The sequence below is a fragment of the Vibrio sp. 10N.261.54.E10 genome (assembly GCF_002877735.2).
GTDB lineage: Bacteria > Pseudomonadota > Gammaproteobacteria > Enterobacterales > Vibrionaceae > Vibrio > Vibrio crassostreae_C.
On the sequence record NZ_MCXE02000002.1, the window covers coordinates 797370 to 816713 of the forward strand.

Genomic DNA, 19344 nt, shown 5'->3' on the forward strand with positions numbered 1-19344 from the left:
AAAGGGATTTGATCAGAAATGATGAATAACAATCGATATTGGTTATTCCTGTGTACCTGTTTATTGATTGGTTTGGTGCAGGTCACCACCAAGAATGGCATCAGCCAGTGGAAGCTTGAACAAGCCCAACGCTATGCCGAACAGCGCTTCCTTGGCTACATTGCCGAAGCAAGGCGAACCCTTAAGCGTTTCTATTATCTGCCCTACCTAGTAACCAATGATGAAACCAGTGTGCGCTTCATTGATGGTGAAGCCCGCCTAGAAAAACGCATTAAGAAGCAGTTGATTCAATTGGATAAAGCCGCCAACACCAAGGGCTGGTATCTGCTTTCTGGCGAAGGGGACTTGTTGGTATCGAGTGTTGAAAGAAGCAAACTGAGCAATAAGAACGCCAGTACAATTGTTTCGAAGATCCACCAACAAGGTGGTGCGATTTCAGTGGTGACAAAAAACAAAGGCGTGACACCCGATTACTTCATAGCGGCACCCGTATATCGAGCCTCTGATGTGGTTGGCATTGTCGCGGTGCAAATCGATTTGTCATTGTTAACCGATCAATGGTTTGCCGATGGTGAGGCGATACTGTTTCAGAACCCTCGCGATCAGTTCTTTCTCTCCAGTGACAACAGGTTGAGTGCCGATTGGTTCAATGACACCTTCAATTCTCAGCCCACAGCGACAAAACGTGAGCTGTATGACCAAACCCATATTCGCGTGTGGCGATTGCAAGATAAAGATTACCTAATTCAGTCCATCAAGTTAGACGATCTGAATTGGCGTTTAACCTACCTAACGCCATTAACCAGCCTCAACCAGACCACGAACTGGATCAGCTGGAGTGTGGCGGTTGGCTGTCTTTTCATTCTGTTACTGTTGGTTATTCTTTACCAAAGACGCCAGAAAAAGCTCAGCAATCTGAGAATCCAAAAGCTTATCGAAGAGTCTGAGAAACGACTGTCTGGGATGATCAATAAAACCCATGTTGGGTTAATACTGATCGATAAACACGGACGCATTCACGATATCAACCTGATGGCGAAGAACTACTTTTCACTATCTGATTCAATGATCAATAACATCAAGGCGTGGCAGTTATTTGAGGCAGGTAATCCGAATTCAACCACCTTGCAACTGCTCAAAAACTTAGAGCAGCATCAAGAGCTGGCCGAGATAACTAGCGTCGAAACCATGGCAAGACGCAGCGATGGCAGCTACTTCCCTGTTTTATTCTCTATTAGCGCCTTTCCTTGGCATGCGACGACTTACTACCTGTGTACCGTAATCGATATCAGCAAACGTAAGAAAGCCGAAATTGCGGTGCAAAACGCCAATAAAACGCTACAACTGCGGGTCGAAGAGCGAACTCAAGATCTAAAAGATGCGCAGCAAGAACTTGTCGAATCTAGCAAACTGGCTGCACTAGGGCGGATGTCGAGTGCGATTACTCATGAACTCAATCAGCCGCTTACTGGCCTAAAAACGCTACTTTCAAGTAACCAGCTATTGATGGAAAGAGGCGAGACCAAGATGTTGAAAGCGAACATGGACTTAGTCATGAGCCTGATCGACAGAATGGCTAACATGACCAGCCAATTGAAGTCGTTCGCCTTCCAAAGACTTGAAAAGCCTTACCCAGTTTCACTGACAGACGCACTGCAAGAAACCCTGCGAATTCATCAAGCCGAACTGGAAAACGTCGATATTCGCGTGCGTGTCGCTTCCAATATTTCGATGGTAATGGGAGAAGAGGCGCGACTTCGTCAAGTGCTTGGTAACCTGCTTAGAAACGCTGTCGATGCCACGCAGAATCAGAAACCAGCAACCATTGTGATCAGCGCACATACCGATCAACAACGTGTGATCATCAAGGTGCAAGACAATGGCTGCGGTGTATCAGAAGACCAACTCGAAACCATTTTCGAACCGTTTCATACCAACAAAAAAATGGGCGAAGGTTTGGGGCTGGGGTTAGCTATTACAGCCAACAATGTACGGGATATGCAAGGCACCTTGATAGCAAAGAACAACCCAGACCAAGGCATGACATTCACATTAACGCTGAAGAATATAGATAGTGAGTAGTTACTAACAAAAAGCATTAAATCGCACCACATAAAGAAGACAGAACTAAAAAACCGCCCACAGAGGGTAATGCCGATCAGTTAAAGCCAAAGCGATCGGTTGAAGGATCCTTCAGAGCTGTCAAAATCCAAGTGTATTTAATGCACTTGGATTTTTTTATGGATGTTTCTCAAGCTCTAAACATAATTAATGATTGGAAACCTAGCAGCGTTGAGACTTTGTCTGACTTGCTTCCAATTGAACTCATCGACGAAGCCTATTCTCTTACTGATACTGTCACGATGAGAAAGAGGAAATTAACTTTAGAATCCATGGTGTGGCTGCTTGTTGGAATGGCTATCTATAACAGTAAATCCATGAAAGATTTAGTGAACCAACTTGATATTGTCGACCGTACAGGTAAAGCTTTTGTCGCACCGAGTGCGTTAACTCAACGTCGAAAGACGTTGGGTGAAGACGCAATTAAAGCGGTCTTTGAGCGAATGACTACGTCATGGTTAAACAGTGCAAAGTTACCCCAATGGAATGGATTAACGCTGCTTGGCGTCGATGGCGTTGTTTGGCGAACGCCCGATAACCCGCAAAATGAAAAAGCATTTTCTCGACAAAAAGGGACGCAATATCCGCAAGTGAGAATGGTCTGCCAAATGGAACTAAGCAGTCACATTATTACGGCCAGTGCATTTGATAATTACAATACAAACGAAATGATATTAGCTGAAAAACTGATAGAAACAACACCAAACCATAGCGTAACAATGTTCGATAAGGGGTTCTATTCTTTAGGTTTATTACATAAATGGCAAGACTCTGGCTCAGAGCGCCATTGGCTTATCCCCCTCAAGAAAAATACACAATATGACATTGTTCAATCTTTAGGGCGAAATGACAAACTTGTTCAATTACACAGTAATCCAAGAGCTAGAAAGCTATGGCCTGATTTACCAAAGTCGATAACCGCTCGACTTGTCACTCGTAAAATTAAAGGAAAAGACTACCAAGTATTAACCTCCATGACGGACTCCCTGCGTTACCCATCAAAAGATATTGCAGGCCTTTATGAGCATCGTTGGGAAATAGAGCTGGGCTACCGAGAGCAAAAACAATACATGCTTGGAAACCGTCTTACGCTGCGAAGTCGTTTACCAGAGCTGGTCAAGCAGGAGTTATGGGGCATCTTGCTTACTTACAATTTAATCCGATATCAGATGGTCGAGCTCTGCTTCAATTTAAAGGGAAATTACCTTCCTTATCAACTGAGTTTTAACGGCACGTTAGCTCATGTATCAGCGTTACTTGTAGGCTTACCTTATTCAACACCAGGCGCAATACCTCGTCAGCTAAAGGGGTTCCACAACATGGCTGAAAGCTTAATACTTGAAGGGCGAAGGGAAAGGACATTCCCTAGAAGAGTTAAACCCAGACCACAACGGTATGCTAAGAACAAAAATGCCGTTCACTCTTAAGTGAACGGCATTAGCCCACAGAGGGCGGTTTTGATTCACTTATTAGCGTATGACTTATCAGTTAATCAGTTCGCGACTTACTCAGCTAGCTGCTTTAACAGTAACTCAGTCGGGCGAACAATCGCGATGATTGATTCATCATAGATTTTCGCCGAATCAGACAGTATCGCTTGGTAGGCATTCACGTCTGCTTCTCTTACTTTCTCGCCTGCTTGTGCTTTAGCAATCAAGGTTAACGCCAAGTCTGCCACTTCAACGGTTTTCTCTGCAACCACCACAGTCTCTACCGAAGATACGTTGCCAACGAAGACAGTTTTAGCCGCTAGTGCAGCCGATTTTGCTTGCTGATAATGCTCAGCAAGTTGCTCAAGCACTTGTTGATTGCCTGTCGCCATGTCATTGACCAAGTCTTGCATCTCATACACGGCGTAGCTTTCCACAGGCAGCGCATCAACGAAGCGGTTTAAGCGCTCGTATTGGCTGTATAAAGTGCCCTTAGGTTCCGTAGAATTCCACTTCTCCCAGTTGCGAGCGTAGTATTGAGCAGGCTCGGTGTATTTAGCTAGCACGCGCAGGTCGTGAATATCTTGGCCTTTTGCAATGCGCTTCAACAACATGTCAGCATCGGCGTGGTGACGTAACCCAACCGACACTTCCGACCATGTATCCATCGCTTTCATGCGCTTATACATGCTTCGTTCGTCGGTCAGTTCTGCATCCGACCAGAAACGCTCTGCAATTGCATAGCTACGTGGCCATAGGTAGTTTTCAACCGTGAGGCTGTCTTTGTTTTCTAGCCACATGGTGATCTCGCCGCCTAAAATCAGCTCTTTTTCTTTGTCGGTTAGCTCCGCGGGGTAGCCTCCGTTTGGCTCAGGGATCACGCTGCCTTCTACATCGCTGCTCGCAATCACTTCGCCTGTGGTTGGCCAGCGCACGTTACCAATTAACTGATAGCTGCCTTCCGCAAACCCATTTGGATTCAAGTTCAGGTTGAATTCGGTATACGACATGAAGTTATCGAAGTGGCCGACAAAGGTTTTACCCGGCACATAATCAAGGATGTAGATCTCTTCACGAGACTTACCGTTGTAATCACTGAACGCGCGGAAAGTACCGTCTTGCGCTTCAATGATAGTCAGTGTTCCCTTACGTGGGCTGCCTTTAGAGCGAGGCTTTTGCCATTGGTAAGTCACAAACTTCTCACCACTGTGCAGCTTATCGTCAACCGTGATGCCACTTGGCATTGGATCATTGCGATAGTGGTAACTGGTTGGCTGAGGTTGGTCTAGGTAGTAACCCGTAGACAGAATACCTGGGTAGCCCTCTTTCGCCGCACGACCGATACTGTCGTGTCCTTGCCAGCTTTGAATCACGATAGAAGTTGGCAGATCTTTATGCCAAATCTCATCCCAACCCGTCATCTTCTTGCCACGCTCTTCCAGCATCTTTTCAACTTTTACGTTGAGGTAAGACTGTAAGCCGCGCTCGCCATCGATACTGTTCTCTTCGATGAACTCTTGGTGCTTTTCGCTGTTTTTCCATTGCGCATAGTTCGGCTCATCGCCACCAATGTGGAAGTACTCGTCTGGGAACAGTTCTGTCACTTCATCAAACACGTCGCCCAGCATTTCATAGAGCTCTGGGTTAAGTGGGTCCATCAATGGCTCAAACACGCCCCAACCACGTTCTTGTTCGTAGCTTTGACCTTCACCACCCGACATCAAGCGTGGGTAAGCGTGCGCCACAGCAGAAGAGTGTCCCGGCAGTGAAACTTCTGGAATAACACGAATACCAAGATTACGAGCGTACTCAACTAAGTAACGAACTTGGTCTTTGGTGTAGTAATCACCATCAGTGGTTTCTGACCATAGACGCGGCCAAGATTCCGTTTGAATGCGGATACCTTGATCGTCCCAGAAGTGCCAATGGAACACGTTCATTTTCGCAGAAGCCATCGCATCTAGCTGACGAATCAACACATCAAATTCAATGAAGTGACGCGAGGTATCGTAAGAGACTCCACGCCAACGAAAGCGGGGCTCATCAACAATGGTTACGGCAGGAATATGGTAGCCAGTTGCTGTGGTTTCAACGAGCTGTAAAAGGGTTTCGATGCCGTGAATAGCGCCATATGGGCTTGGTGCGCTCAGCGTGATTTGCTCACCCTGAGTCGTAATTTTGTAAGACTCTACAGAGTCGATGTTCTGTACTTCAGACTTTGGCGCCGCGTCGATATCAATGATCAGGTTCGCTTCGTCTGCGCTATCAACCTGCCAGTTTAGAATCGGCACGCCAGTTTGGCGCTCTAGGCGATCGATAAAGCGTTTCGCGGTGTATTCAACGCGATCAGAGTTAAAGCCTTTGATGTAAACCTTGAAGTTACCGTCGACCTTAACTTGCCCAGCTTGCAGCTCGACTGTTTGTGGATACGGCATTAAATTTAGATCGGTATTCGGAGCCATTGCTAACGCCATTGGGGACACTACTGAACTTGAAATCAATAGAGACAATATAGTTTTTTTCATTATTAGTTTTCCTATATAACGGACGTTCTGTTTTGTTTATCGGAGGCGATTCACAAAACAGAACCTTCAGCCACTACTGTTGTTTATCGTGAGCTCAAAGCCTATCGTCTGTGAAAAACGAATGAGCTCACAAACTTATGATTAGCTAACCAACTCAACCGCTTCACGAACCAACACCGCGATCTCTTCCCACTGTTCGTTCTCGATCATCTTTGGAGAAACCATCCACGTGCCACCGCAACATACGACGCGATCAACGGCTAAGTAATCATTCACGTTGTGTTTGCCGATACCGCCCGTTGGCATTAGTGACACATCAACGTAAGGCGCTAGCAAAGATTTCACCATGTTGATGCCGCCAGACGCTTCTGCTGGGAAAAACTTCAAGAAGTTAAGACCAAGCTCTAGCGCTTGCTCTACTTGGCTTGGGTTGTTTACGCCCGGAACGATTGGCATGCCGATCTCTTGGCAGCGTTTTACGGTGTTTGGATTCAGGCCCGGTGCTACGATGAATTCGCTGCCCGCCTCTTTCGCAAGGTCGATCTGCGCAGGTGTGAGTACTGTACCTGCACCGATACACATCTCTGGGTAGGCATCACGCATCGCACGAATCGAATCCGCTGCCGCTTCGGTACGGAACGTCACTTCTGCGACTGGCAGGCCGTTTTCTACTAACACTTTTGCTAGTGGAATCGCATGTTCCACCTTGTTGATTTGAATAACAGGGATAACTTTGAACTGCTTAAGTGTGTTGATCATTTCTTGAGACATAATAAATTCGCTTTGTTTTTCTATTTTTTAATTAAGTGATTCATAGCGCTTACCGGGATGATCGCGCCTGAGTATTGAATAACGGTAGAAGCCAGTTGGTGACCCAGTTCAGCTGCATCATTGGTGCTCTCACCTGTAAGACGCGCCGCCAGATAACCCGCAGCGAAGGAGTCACCTGCTGCGCAGGTGTCGACCACGTTAGAAACACGAGTCGCGGATACATAACTCTCAACAACATCGCCTTGTTCAACTTGAACAATCTTGCATGGCTCACAGCCACGTTTGATGACGATCTCTTGGCAGCCTAAGCGAAGGCAGCGTTGTTGAACGCTCTCGCCATTGCCCCAAACCAGCAGGTCGTCGTCTTCGGTAATCAGTGCAATGTCGACCAATGGTAGTAACTTGGCGTACCAATGCTGAGCTTGTTCAGTCGTCCAAAGTTGCGGGCGATAGTTGTTATCAAAAATCAGCTTGCCGCCTTGATTTGAGAACACGCTAATAGCTTTGAATAAGCGCTCACGATAGGCGTCATCTAAAATCGCGATACTGATACCGCTGATGTAAACCGCATCGACTTGTTTCTCGGTCAGGGCGATTTCAAGCTTATTCAGATCACTAGCTTGAAAGTAAGATTTGACTGCCGCGTCGTTGCGCCAGTAATGAAAGTGTCGCTCGCCTGTCTCGTCGGTTTCAACCATGTAGAGTCCAGGAAGCTTGTTCGCAATGCGTTCGACGAAATTGGTTTGAATGCCTTCTAGTTGCCAGCTATCAATCATATTTTGAGACAGCTCATCACTGCCAAGCCCTGTCGCATAGTGCACAGAGAGGTTTTGATGTTGAGTTAAGCGAGAAAGGTAAAGTGCGGTATTAAGTGTGTCACCGCCAAACTTTTTGGTTAATGGAGAGCCGCTGATTTCGACCATACATTCGCCAAAGAAAGCAATATTGAAATGAGAAGATGCAGGCATAGCCGATCCTAAAATAGAGAGATATATGTGGGAGAAGGCCCTGCCACTAAGCAGGGCCTGAATTAAGCAAACCAGTTGTGGAGACTAGGTTTAGCTTGTTTGATTTGCAGGACGTTGAGGTGCCGCTTCTTCTTCAAGTACGCCAGTCTCAGACATTTCCATCTCCATCAGAGCACGCTCGTCATCAAGAATCGCTTTTGCCATTTCAGGTGTTACTTGGTTAGCCGGAGTCACTAGGCTCACAACCACACCTGCCGTTAGAGCAAACAGACATGATGGGATAACTGGGTTGCCCCAGAAGGCTGTGTAGTCAGCGTTTAACATTACTACGAATGAAGCTACAGAAGCACCCGCTAGTGTTGCAAGCGCACCTTGCCAGTTGTAGCGTTTCCAGAATTTACCCAACATACCGCACACAAACATGCCCGACATAACCGTTGAAATCATCTTAGTGATGTAGCCAATGATGTCGTTTGACGTCAGTGCGAACAGTAGTGCGAAGCCAATCACCACAACCAAAGCTAGACGAGAGTAGTTCAACATTGATTCTTTGTTTGGTACGCGGCCTGTGAACATCACGTACACGTCACGCAGTAGGATAGATACACCGGCAATCGCATCTGAGCTTGCACTCGACATGGTTGCTGATAGACCTGCGATAAGAACAATCATGCCTACGCCAACTGGAAGAACCGTTGCAGCTACGTATGGGAACGAGTAGTTCGGGTTATCCAATGATGGGTCGATTGCGTGCGCAGCCATACCAATGATTGCTGGAATAATAGAGAAGAAAAGGTACAACACACCAGAAGCGACAAATGAGCGACGGATAGTTGAAACATCTTTACCAGAGTAGATACGCTGACGGAATGAAGGTGTTGCAAGTACGCCCACACCGATAACCACAGCCAGAGAAACAGCAGGCAGAATGCCCAGTTTATCGATTGCTAAAAAGCTTGTAGCAGCAGGGTCCATCGCAGCGTAAAGGTTATCCATGCCACCAATGTGATCAACAGACATTACCGCCATTAGGATGAAGCCAGCAAAAAGGATGATTGCTTGAATCGTATCGGTCCATACAACTGCTGTGTAACCACCGATAACAACGTAGATAGTGAAAGCTGCAGCAATAATAATTTTCGCAAGGTTAAGGTCGATGTCTGCAATCCACGCTAGGTACATGCCGCCACCTAGAATGTGCGCACCTAACCAACCGATTGACGCGATAAAGATAAGTAGGCCAACCACGTTTTTTACGATTCGGTTAGCGCCAACGTAATAAGCCAGCTCTTCACTCATGGTCATGAAGTTCAGTTTACGAACCGGAGCAAACCAAAGTGCAAGCAATAGGATGCCCACAGCACCGCCAATTCCGTACAGAGCACCTGCCCAGCCATTTGCGTAGCCGAAGCCAACCGCGCCCATACTTGAACCCGTGCCGACCATAGTCGCAACCGTTGTACCAAGTACTAAGAATAATGGCAGGCCACGGCCGCCTAATAAGAAATCTTCGCCAGATTTTTGATTACGCGAGACAAACCAGCCTAACCAAATTAGAAAACATACGTACACGCCGAAGCCTGTAAGAAAAAGTGTGCTGTTCATTTGACACCTCTCAGTGAAATATTGAGTTCATTCTTGAACTTTATTTATGATTCATTCATTTTTATATTTCATATAATTACTTTATTGATTTTATCTATTTTAATTAAAGTAATTTTTATAAATGTAGGGTGAGAGTATTAAAGGATAATAACAGTGATGACTAACCCCTAATACTCTCTAAGTAGGTAATTGTGATTAGGTTATTACTAAACGCGATCCGCGCGGTAGCAAGTCACATCTACTTCAACCTTCACGTCTACCACTAGGTCACAGACCATGCAGATACGAGCCGGTGGGTTAGCACCGAAGAACTCTTTGAATACCTTATTAAAAGATTGGAAGTAACGAGAATCCGTTAGCACAACCTTTACGTGCATTACGTCTTCTAGGCCGTAGCCCGCTTCAGTCATGATATCGACACAGTTTTGGATCGCTAGGCGAGACTGGTCAACAATGCCACCCTCTACCACTTCACCATCTGTCATCGGTGTCTGGCCAGAAACGTATAGGAAACCACCCGCTTCAGTTGCGCGTGCAAATGGTAAATGTTGTCCGCCTGTACCTGTACCGCCTTCAACACCGTAACGTTTAATAGTCATTTTTTAACTCCACTTCTTTATAGATAATATTGGTTCTGTTCCAATATATTTAAATTAATTCGTCGTTTTCTTATTACTGTATATTTAATAAAATAATTAAATTCTAATTACGGTAAATAAAAACGCCTGAACGATTATTTTTTACTTTTCCTTTTTGGTAAGTTAACTCACCATTTACAAATACACTTTCGATTCCCTCAGCAACTGAAATAGGGTTTTCAAATGTTGCTGTGTCTTTAATATTCTTTGGATCAAATAAAACTAAATCGGCAAATGCGTCTTGGCGAATCTCACCTCTTCCCGCGAGGTTGTAGCGCTTCGCAGACATTCCGGTCATTTTGTGAATCGCTTCTGGCAGCGCAAACAGTTTTTCATCTCGGCAGTAGTGGCCTAAGACTTTCGGGAAAGTGCCCCACAATCTTGGATGTGGATGCGGGTCATTTGGTAAACCATCAGAACCAACCATGGTCAGCTTGTATTTCAATACGCGCTTTACGTCGTTCTCATCCATGCAGTGGTAAACCGCACCGGCTGGTTGAAGCGCTTTTGCTGCGTCCATCAGTGGTAGGTTCATCTCATCAGCAATCTGCTTAAGCGTTTTGCCTGCATGTTCAGGCTTTGCTTTAGACCAAGTGATGAAGATGTCGAAATCGTCTGTCACCTGTTTCAGATCTAATGTCGAAGAGCTCGCTGAGTATGGATAGCAGTCGCAAGACACATCTTGGTGCTCTGAAACCTTGTCCATCAAATCAAGCACTTCAACAGTTCTGCCCCAGTTGCCTGCACCTGCACATTTAAGGTGAGAGATAACAACCGGTACTTTCGCGTATTGGCCTGTCTCAAACGCCTCTTCCATCGCGCTTAAGATCTCTTCAAATTCGGTACGCATATGCGTGGTATAGATGCCGCCATGGCTAGACAGCACTTTGGCTAACTGCATCACCTCATTCGCGTTGGCTTGCTTCGCACTTGCGTAAGCCAAACCAGAACTCAAGCCTAATGCGCCCTGCTCCATTGCTAAATCAAGGTTGCTTTGCATTGCTGCAATTTCTTCTTCGCTTGCGGTGCGTTGTAGGTCGTCCATCACTTGGTTACGCAGTGTGGTGTGGCCAACTAACGCTGCTACGTTCACCGCTGGTTGCGCCTGCTCCACTGCTTGTGCATACGCGGCAAAGGTTGGGTATTTGAAATCAACCTGCGCGCCTAAAAGGTTCATTGGGTCTGGTGGGTCGCCGGCCAAAACTGTAGGTGATGCACTGATACCGCAGTTACCAACAATCACGGTTGTCACACCTTGGCTGATCTTTGGTAGGCAGTCTGGGTAACGAATAACATTGGTATCGTCGTGTGTGTGTACATCGATGAATCCAGGAGCCAATGCTAAGCCTGCTCCCTCAACCAACTGGCTGCAATCTTCATGATCGATTTTGCCAATTTCGGCGATTTTTCCATCTCGGATTGCTACATCGGCACAAAACGATTGTTCGCCGGTGCCATCGAACACCTCTACATTTTTAATTATCGTATCGAACAACATTTCTCACTCTCTCAATCCACTCTGTTGATGGAGCTATATTAGAAATTCAGCCGATTATTTTCAGTGACAAAACACACATAATATTTTAATTTGTGTGATAGTTTCTACCACAAAACAGATTGTGGATATATTTAAACATTAAATAACAACAACTTAAATCATGTTAGGAATCAGTAATGAAACATAACCCTGCACATAAAGATGTTATAAAGTATCAAAACGATAGTTTTATCTTGACTGAAAAAGGCCAAAAAGGGAGAGCAATATCACAATCTGAGAACGGTATTTACCGACTGGTTGATGAAGATATTTCGCTCCCGGTAGCAATTATCAAACAATCCGCCTTAACCAATAACCTGAATTGGATGCAATCATTCGCCGATCACCATCAGGTTAAATTGTCGCCACATGGCAAAACATCAATGACACCTGCTTTTTTCCGCCAACAACTAGAAAATGGCGCTTGGGGTATTACAGTAGCAACGCCTGCACAGGCAGAAGTTGCCGCTATGGCGGGTGCAAAACGCATCATCATGGCTAACCAATTGGTGGGTAAAACCAACATGGCGATCGTTGAACAGTTGATCAGTGAGTTTGATATCGACTTTTACTGTTGTGTGGATTCTTCGGTAAACGTGCAGCAACTTAACCAATATTTCTCTAATACAAAACAGACACTAAAAGTACTGATCGAATTTGGTGTACCGGGCGGTCGCTGTGGTTGTCGTTCACCACAAGAAGTTCTAGAACTGGCTCAAACCATACAAGACACACCTGCCCTTTCGCTGGCAGGTATTGAGGTATATGAAGGTGTGATTCACGGTGACAATGCAGAACAAGACATTCGTACCTTCTTAAACCAAGCGCTGACCTCGGTCGAAAGCCTCGCATCAGACGGCTTAATTACCGGTCAACCTATCATCACTGGTGCAGGTTCGGCTTGGTATGACGTGGTTGCAGAATGTTTAGCGAACCTAACCGATTACTTGGCGATCATCCGCCCGGGCTGTTACGCGATTCACGACACAGGTATCTACCTAGACGCTCAAAGCAAGGTGTTGCAGCGTGCCCAAGTAAACCAAGGTTACGCGTGCGAATTGGGTGGAGATCTGGAATCGGCACTTGAGGTATGGGCGTATGTAATCTCTCGCCCAGAACCGACCAAACTAGTTGTTGGGCTAGGCAAGCGTGATGTGGCCTTTGATGCGGGGTTACCTATTGCCGAACGCGGCTATCGCAATGGCGAAGCTATCTCTGTGAAAGGGCTGACTGCGACCGCCGTGATGGATCAGCATACCTTTGTTGAAACGGACGGCTCTTCTGAGATTGAAGTGGGAGACATGATTGCCTTCTCAACCTCACACCCGTGTTTAACCTTCGATAAGTGGCGCTACATTGCCATCAGCGATGACGACCATCAGGTAACAAACTGGGTGGAAACCTGCTTCTAGTTCGATTTTTCAATAAGCTAGAATCAGCGAAGCAATAAGATATACTAGCGGGGCTAAGGCTTAGTTTTTAATGGATTAGTGCTCATAAAAAGCTAAATGGCTAAATGACAAAAAAAGCTAAACCGCTTGGTTCTTACGAGCTAGGTTCTTAATAACTAGGTAATAACGATTAGCCCCATCAACAAAGGATCAGGATTCTTGAGTTTAGAAGTAGATATCATTTCACAGATAACGGAGCGTTTTCCCGCTCTTCGTGATGCAGAGAAAAAAGTCGCTAAGCTGATCATGGACGACATTGATTTTGCTGCCAATGCCAGCATCACAGAGCTTGCTGAAAGCGCTCAAGTCAGTGAAGCCACCATTACACGTTTTGCTAAGGCTATCGGCTGCAGCAACGTACGTGATATGAAGATCAAGCTTGCTCAAACACTGACAGTTGGCCAGCGTTTTATTCTCGAACCGGTTGACCAAACGGGTTATCAAGGTATCTACGAATCGATCAAGCAAAGCCTAGACATCAACCGCACCTTGTTCAAAGAGCAAGACGTTGAAACCGCAGTCAGCTGGCTGCATAACGCCAGACAAATCATTGCTATTGGTATGGGTGGTGGTTCAACCATTGCTTCTCAAGAGCTGCAACATCGACTGTTTCGTTTAGGCTACCCAGTGGTGTCGTACAACGATGGCTTGATGTCACGTATGGTTGCTGCCACGGCAGATGCTAATGACGTAATGGTGATGATCTCTGCGACTGGCTTTACACCAGTGATCACAGAAACGGCAGAGCTGGCTAAGCAGTACGGACTTAAGATCATTGCGATTACCCCACAAGATACACCGCTAGCAAAAATTGCCGATATCTTGTTACCCATCAAGCATATGGAAACCGACTTCATCTACAAGCCGTCGGCTTCTCGCTACGCTATGTTGGCGTTAGTGGATGTGCTTTCTATGGGAATCGCAGTCAATCACAAGAACCGCTCGCGCGACAAACTGCGTCGCTTGAAAGTTGCGCTCGATTCTTACCGAGGCGGTGGCGATAGACAGCCTCTCGGTGATTAACGAATCAAGGATAGAATGAGCTTAAATTCACGCGCGCGGCAGTCTTTCACAAGCTCGTATAAGCTCATTTCTAATCCTGTGATTTGGATACCAGCATCCATTAGTCGACGGATTGCCAGATCTTTGTTGAGTGCCGTTCGTGAGCTAACACAGTCGCCAACTACCTGAACCTTGTACCCAAGTTCCAACAACCCCATTGCGGTTTGATAAACACAAATATGAGCCTCAATACCACACACTAACCAAGTCTCTACATCCTTGGCTTGAACCGCCTCAACAAACTTGGGCTCATCACACGCGTTGAAAGTGAATTTAGGTATCGGCTTTGCATCATTCAGCAAGTCATTAAGTTCGTCGACTGTAGCACCTAGCTTCTCTGGGTTCTGCTCCAAACGAATAATTGACAGCCCCAAAACCTGCGCTCCTTGAGCTAACTTCCCGCAATTAGCAATCAGCGTATCGCTCTCATCAACAAGGCGTGCGAGCTTGCCTTGTACGTCCACAACCACCAAACCTGTGTTTTGTTTCGTTAGCATGTTTATTCCTTGTTTTAAACAGCCTGACTCACTAAGCAACCTGATGTGTATTTTTTCTACTATGTAACGATTCAGCTTACAAAGCCATACAGTAATACATACAAGACTACGGAATAATACTCACCAACGGTCGAAAGGTCGCAAAATAAAAATTATTGATACTGACATGACATTTAAGAGTGAGTAACAAAGATGAACAAGATAACGAAATCAGCATTAGCACTGGGTTTAATCAGCGCAGTTTCTCTTCCAGCTTTAGCAGCAGGTACTGACGGCGGTGCGTACATTGGTGGCGGACTTAGTGTCTACCAAGATTCTGACACAGACGGTCACGGTAGCTTAGATTCAGATGGCATGGGCTACAACCTATACGGCGGCTACCAATTCAACCGTATCGTAGGTGTTGAACTTGGCTACACAGATTACGCAAACTACAAAAATAGCGCTGAAAAGCTGTCTCCGACGTCTGTTTCTTTGTCAGCAAATCTTGGTTACACATTCGACAACACAATCCGCCCATTCGTATTGGCTGGTTTAAGCTCTGTTGACCTAAACGCAAATAAGAGTGCTGGTTACGCTGATGACAGCGGTACGGGTTTCCACTTTGGTGTAGGTGTTGAATACACGCCAATCGAACACCTAACGCTACGCTTAATCTCGCAAGCGGATGCAGTGAGCGTAGACGACACAGTCCAATTTGGTAACTCTCAAATATCAGCTGGTGACCACACGCTTGCCTTCAAAAGCATTAGCTTCGGTGGTTCATACAACTTCTAATGTGATTGAACCACATAGAATAAGCTGAACATACTAATTCACTTTGCTGTTCCACCTTGTCATGAAGGTCACTCAGTAAAGTAAATTTTTTGTATCTACACACCTTAGCGTCATTTCACTTTAGCCAGTTTATCGCTCACCATCACTGATTGAGCTTTATGCGTTGATATTAGAGCTTTCTTGGTAGCGAGACTAAAATAAAGGGATAAGTGACACAGGAAGACAAGACCTATGAATCTACCACGCTTAAACATGTCGATAAACAAACTCCCTTTCGTTTTGGCAGTGTATTACCTGCTTGTCATTAACTTGCCTATCTCACGCGAACTGTTCAATATTCTTAGTGCCTCACAAGCCGAAAGCATTGGGTTTATCATCTCGATCCCATTTTTCTTTCTCGCCGCATTCAACTTTATCTTTCAAGTATTCAACTGGCCGATATTCGCCAAAGCTTTTTTTATCTTGTTACTACTTACTTCCTCTTTAGTCAGCTACAGCATGTTCAACTACGGCATTTTCGTAGACTATGGAATGATAGAAAACGTCTTCGAAACCAACAGCGGAGAAGCCGCTAGCTACCTAAGCAGCTATTCTATTTTATGGTTTGTTCTGATGGGAGGAGTCCCGTCACTGCTGCTTTTATTTACGGATCTTGAAAGAGAATCTTGGAGAGATTTTGCGATTTGGAAGTCGATAGGGCTGCTGTCTTCGTTGATCGTCATTGCCATCATTGCCGGGTTGTTTTACAAAGATTACGCATCGATTGGTCGTAATAACTCTCATCTTAAAAAGATGATCATTCCGACCGAATACGTCGCTTCAACCGCAAAATACATCAACAATACTTACATCAAAGAACCGATTCCTTACCAAGAAATCGGCTTAGATGCGCAGCTAAAACCAGAAGCTAAACAAGCTGAAAAACCAACCTTATTGGTGTTTGTTCTTGGTGAAACGGCACGTGTATATAACTACCAATATTATGGCTATGAGAAAGAAACCAATGCTCATACCAAACCCTATAACCCGATCTTTTTCTCTGATGTTCAGTCATGCGGAACAGCCACTGCGGTTTCTGTGCCGTGTATGTTTTCTAACATGAATCGCAGCAACTACGATCGTGATAAAGCCTACAACCAAGATAACGTAGTCGACATTATGAACCGCGCGGGCATTCACTCTATCTGGCGAGAGCACGATGGTGGAGACAAGGCGGTCGCACATCGAATCAAAGAGATGACTCTCGTCGCCAAAGACAGCGACCCGCTGTGTAATAACGATGTGTGTTATGACACAGCCATGCTAGAGAACTTCGAACAAGATACTCAAGATCTTAAACAAGATAGCATCATTTTCTATCATATCTCCGGATCTCACGGCCCAACTTACTTTGAGCGATACCCAGAAGATCATAAGAAGTTTGTGCCAGACTGCCCACGTTCAGATATCGAAAACTGCACCAAAGAGCAAGTGGTCAACACCTACGACAACACCATCTTGTACACAGATTTCTTTCTATCACAGGCTATTCAGAAACTAGAGAAACTCACCGATAAGTACAATGTCGCGCTGATGTACATTTCCGATCACGGAGAATCATTGGGAGAAAATGGCATCTACTTACACGGCATGCCTTATTCATTGGCACCGAAAGAGCAAACCCATGTGCCTATGATCCTATGGATGTCTGATGGTTTCGCCGAGCAGAAAGGGATAAACCAGACCTGCTTAAGAAAGGCAGGCAAAGAACAGAGCTTCTCCCAAGATAACCTGTTCGATTCTTTACTCGGCCTAATGGATGTACAAACCAAAGAATACCGAGAAAACCAAGACATTTTTGCTGCGTGTCGGTAGTGTTTTTGCTTATGTAAACCATCGGAAAACTCGAGTTGCCTGAACAAGCTCTCCTCAACTTCCCCTAAAAAGAAAAGACCTCGGTCTTTTCTTTTTTTTCGTCGCTAACATGGAGCCAGAGTGCTAATTTATAACGACGAAACAATGAGCTACATTTAATAGAGACAATAATGGAAGAGTCCGTCGTACTCCAAAGACCAACATGTCTTATTAGACTTCATCTCACTCACATCGCTCATTGAACTTACCACGATTAAGCTCAGTTCAATACCGCGCCTGAATGGCGCATAATATCAATGTTTACGTCATATCATTAAGGACAAATGAATGGACGCTTTCATAATTTCAAGCTGGCAATTTTCTGAGGGGGTGGCACATGAACACACCACCAGCCCAGCCTCATTCGAGCAATCAACTTGGTATCACTGCCAAAGAGATGCTGACGGTTTGAGAGAATGGCTCCACAGTAATACGGTTCCAAATGCCATCATCGATTCATTACTCACCGATGACACCCGCCCTCGGTTCGAACAATTTGGCCACGACTGTTTTTTGATGATTCTGCGAGGCATTAATCTAAACGAAGGTGCTAACCCTGACGACATGCTTAGCCTACGCATCTTATGGTACAAAGGCACTTTAATATCGACACGTAAAGTTCCTTCAAAAGCGGTCAGTAATCTGATATCTGATCTCAAACAAAACCAAGGCCCTACATCATTACCTGATGTGTTGTTGGGCATGATCCGTGGAATCAACCACAGCATTTCAACCTTCCTAGCACCCGTCGAACTATTAATTGACGAGTTAGAATCTACATCCAATATCGACATAAGATCCATTAACGCTCTACATTCAAGGCTACTCAGACTAAGGCGTTATTTGAAGCCACAGAAATACGTTTTTGAAGATTTAATGAGTGACCTACCTGCGCCATTGAGTAAGCACAACAGTCATATAAAGAACAGCCTTGATACCATCCTGAGAATTAACGAGTCTGTTGAGTTTTACATCGAACAAATTAATGTATTTTTAGCGAGCCTAAGTCAGCAACAAGCTGAAAAAATGAATAGAAATACGTACCTATTTTCTATCATTGCAGGTATTTTCCTCCCTGCTGGGTTTTTCACCGGTTTACTGGGTGTCAATATCGCTGGGATACCCGGAACAGATAACCCGATAGCATTTCCACTATTTTGCGTTGGGCTGCTCGTGGTCATAGCGGCAGAGGTCGTTATTTTGAAAAAATTGAGGTTTATTTAATGGTTGAGTTTTTGCAATCCAATATGTGGCTTAGACAAGTAGTTTTAGGTTTACTTCTTATCACTGTGTATTGGGTGATCAAACGCTTAGGTAAGAACTGGATAGAAACATTAGCGGAAAATAAGCGTGTCGAATTGAAGCGAAAGCAGTTCGTGATTAAGTGTTTCAATATTGTTCTGTTTCTACTCTTCATCGCTGTGTTTACGATTGTTCTTAACTTGGGTTTTGGTGATATTTCTCTGTTCTTGTCTTCGATATTTGCGGTGCTGGGTGTCGCTTTATTCGCGCAATGGTCGATTCTAAGTAACCTCACAGCCAGCGTACTAATATTTTTCGTCTTCCCTTATCGCATTGGCGACAGAGTAAGAGTCGCGGAGAAAGACGAAGACATCAGCGGTGTGATCATCGATATCACCATGTTCCATGTTATTCTTCGACACAGTTCGGGCAACATTATCACCTACCCTAATAACCTGATCCTACAAAAAGGCGTAATCAAAGTTTTGGTTGAACCGGAAGCAAAAAGTGAAGCAGGTGATACTGAGCTAACCAAAACTGAAAATTCAGAATCATAAGATTTACTGGTGCCTTAGATATCGGCAAGTCAAACAGATAGACACAGCGAACTGATTCGTAAGATATTAAAAGAGCTTAGTTCGACATGGATTGCAAAACTTGGCGATAAAGGACATTAGAGAGAAGCTTCAATAAGGTAAAAAGTCTAACACCCAATACTTACGCCAAACAAGGCGGATTAACCATAGATGTGTATGGTGGAGTGAGATCTGACTAACCCACCTTTTCTCTATGACGAACGCACTGTTTATAACGTACACCTCTGTCTT

General features: G+C 45.0%; 15 protein-coding genes and 1 pseudogene. 9 read left to right on the forward strand and 7 right to left on the reverse strand.

Going from position 1 to position 19344, the window contains the following annotated elements:
* The first annotated feature begins 18 nt into the window (after nucleotides 1-18).
* A complete protein-coding gene (locus tag BCU07_RS14725; protein ID WP_102428878.1) occupies nucleotides 19-2082 on the forward strand; it encodes a sensor histidine kinase in 2064 nt (687 codons plus the stop codon).
* A 158-nt stretch (nucleotides 2083-2240) separates the two neighbouring features.
* Nucleotides 2241-3548 (forward strand): IS4 family transposase, encoded by a 1308-nt coding sequence (locus BCU07_RS14730; RefSeq protein ID WP_029235596.1) that lies wholly within the window; start codon nucleotides 2241-2243, stop codon nucleotides 3546-3548.
* 77 nt (nucleotides 3549-3625) lie between these two features.
* On the opposite strand, the gene BCU07_RS14735 is transcribed toward BCU07_RS14730, so the two are convergent.
* The 6 genes from BCU07_RS14735 to BCU07_RS14760 all read right to left on the reverse strand — a co-directional run bounded on the left by BCU07_RS14735 (nucleotide 3626) and on the right by BCU07_RS14760 (nucleotide 11556).
* Entirely contained in the window at nucleotides 3626-6076 is a 2451-nt protein-coding gene (locus BCU07_RS14735) for a family 20 glycosylhydrolase (RefSeq protein ID WP_102429061.1), read from the reverse strand.
* Nucleotides 6077-6217: 141 nt separating this feature from the next.
* Nucleotides 6218-6847 (reverse strand): bifunctional 4-hydroxy-2-oxoglutarate aldolase/2-dehydro-3-deoxy-phosphogluconate aldolase, encoded by a 630-nt coding sequence (locus BCU07_RS14740; RefSeq protein WP_102429062.1) that lies wholly within the window; start codon nucleotides 6845-6847, stop codon nucleotides 6218-6220.
* Nucleotides 6848-6867: 20 nt separating this feature from the next.
* Nucleotides 6868-7815, reverse strand: a complete 948-nt coding sequence (locus BCU07_RS14745) for a sugar kinase (RefSeq protein ID WP_017070149.1) — start codon at nucleotides 7813-7815, stop codon at nucleotides 6868-6870.
* Nucleotides 7816-7905: 90 nt separating this feature from the next.
* Nucleotides 7906-9420: a sodium:solute symporter family protein gene (locus tag BCU07_RS14750; protein ID WP_048660497.1), complete on the reverse strand. Its 1515-nt coding sequence runs from the start codon at nucleotides 9418-9420 to the stop codon at nucleotides 7906-7908.
* 206 nt (nucleotides 9421-9626) lie between these two features.
* Entirely contained in the window at nucleotides 9627-10019 is a 393-nt protein-coding gene (locus tag BCU07_RS14755; RefSeq protein WP_017065166.1) for a RidA family protein, read from the reverse strand.
* Nucleotides 10020-10122: 103 nt separating this feature from the next.
* Nucleotides 10123-11556, reverse strand: a complete 1434-nt coding sequence (locus BCU07_RS14760) for an N-acyl-D-amino-acid deacylase family protein (RefSeq protein WP_102428088.1) — start codon at nucleotides 11554-11556, stop codon at nucleotides 10123-10125.
* A gap of 176 nt (nucleotides 11557-11732) precedes the next feature.
* Between BCU07_RS14760 and BCU07_RS14765 the strand changes: the two genes are divergently transcribed.
* Together BCU07_RS14765 and BCU07_RS14770 are read left to right on the forward strand one after the other, a co-directional pair.
* Entirely contained in the window at nucleotides 11733-13007 is a 1275-nt protein-coding gene (locus BCU07_RS14765) for an amino acid deaminase (protein ID WP_102428089.1), read from the forward strand.
* Nucleotides 13008-13205: 198 nt separating this feature from the next.
* A complete protein-coding gene (locus BCU07_RS14770; RefSeq protein ID WP_017062019.1) occupies nucleotides 13206-14069 on the forward strand; it encodes a MurR/RpiR family transcriptional regulator in 864 nt (287 codons plus the stop codon).
* Here BCU07_RS14770 and BCU07_RS14775 read toward each other — a convergent pair.
* Nucleotides 14066-14605, reverse strand: a complete 540-nt coding sequence (locus BCU07_RS14775; protein ID WP_017065162.1) for a hydrolase — start codon at nucleotides 14603-14605, stop codon at nucleotides 14066-14068. The genes BCU07_RS14770 and BCU07_RS14775 overlap by 4 nt on opposite strands.
* Nucleotides 14606-14797: 192 nt before the next feature.
* Between BCU07_RS14775 and BCU07_RS14780 the strand changes: the two genes are divergently transcribed.
* The 5 genes and pseudogenes from BCU07_RS14780 to BCU07_RS14800 form a co-directional block, all read left to right on the forward strand.
* The gene (locus BCU07_RS14780) at nucleotides 14798-15382 is read left to right on the forward strand and encodes a porin family protein (RefSeq protein ID WP_102333566.1); all 585 of its coding nucleotides are present in this window, start codon (nucleotides 14798-14800) and stop codon (nucleotides 15380-15382) included.
* Nucleotides 15383-15613: 231 nt separating this feature from the next.
* On the forward strand, nucleotides 15614-17236 hold the full coding sequence (locus BCU07_RS14785; RefSeq protein WP_017067114.1) for a phosphoethanolamine transferase: 1623 nt from the start codon (nucleotides 15614-15616) through the stop codon (nucleotides 17234-17236).
* A gap of 327 nt (nucleotides 17237-17563) precedes the next feature.
* Nucleotides 17564-18499, forward strand: coding sequence for a CorA family divalent cation transporter (locus BCU07_RS14790; RefSeq protein ID WP_017062015.1), 936 nt, complete (start codon nucleotides 17564-17566; stop codon nucleotides 18497-18499).
* Nucleotides 18499-19074, forward strand: a complete 576-nt coding sequence (locus BCU07_RS14795) for a mechanosensitive ion channel family protein (RefSeq protein WP_017070158.1) — start codon at nucleotides 18499-18501, stop codon at nucleotides 19072-19074. The genes BCU07_RS14790 and BCU07_RS14795 overlap by 1 nt, the downstream gene beginning before the upstream one ends.
* Before the next feature lie 18 nt (nucleotides 19075-19092).
* A pseudogene (locus tag BCU07_RS14800) lies at nucleotides 19093-19292 on the forward strand (AraC family transcriptional regulator); the annotation flags it as partial.
* Nucleotides 19293-19344 lie beyond the last annotated feature (52 nt).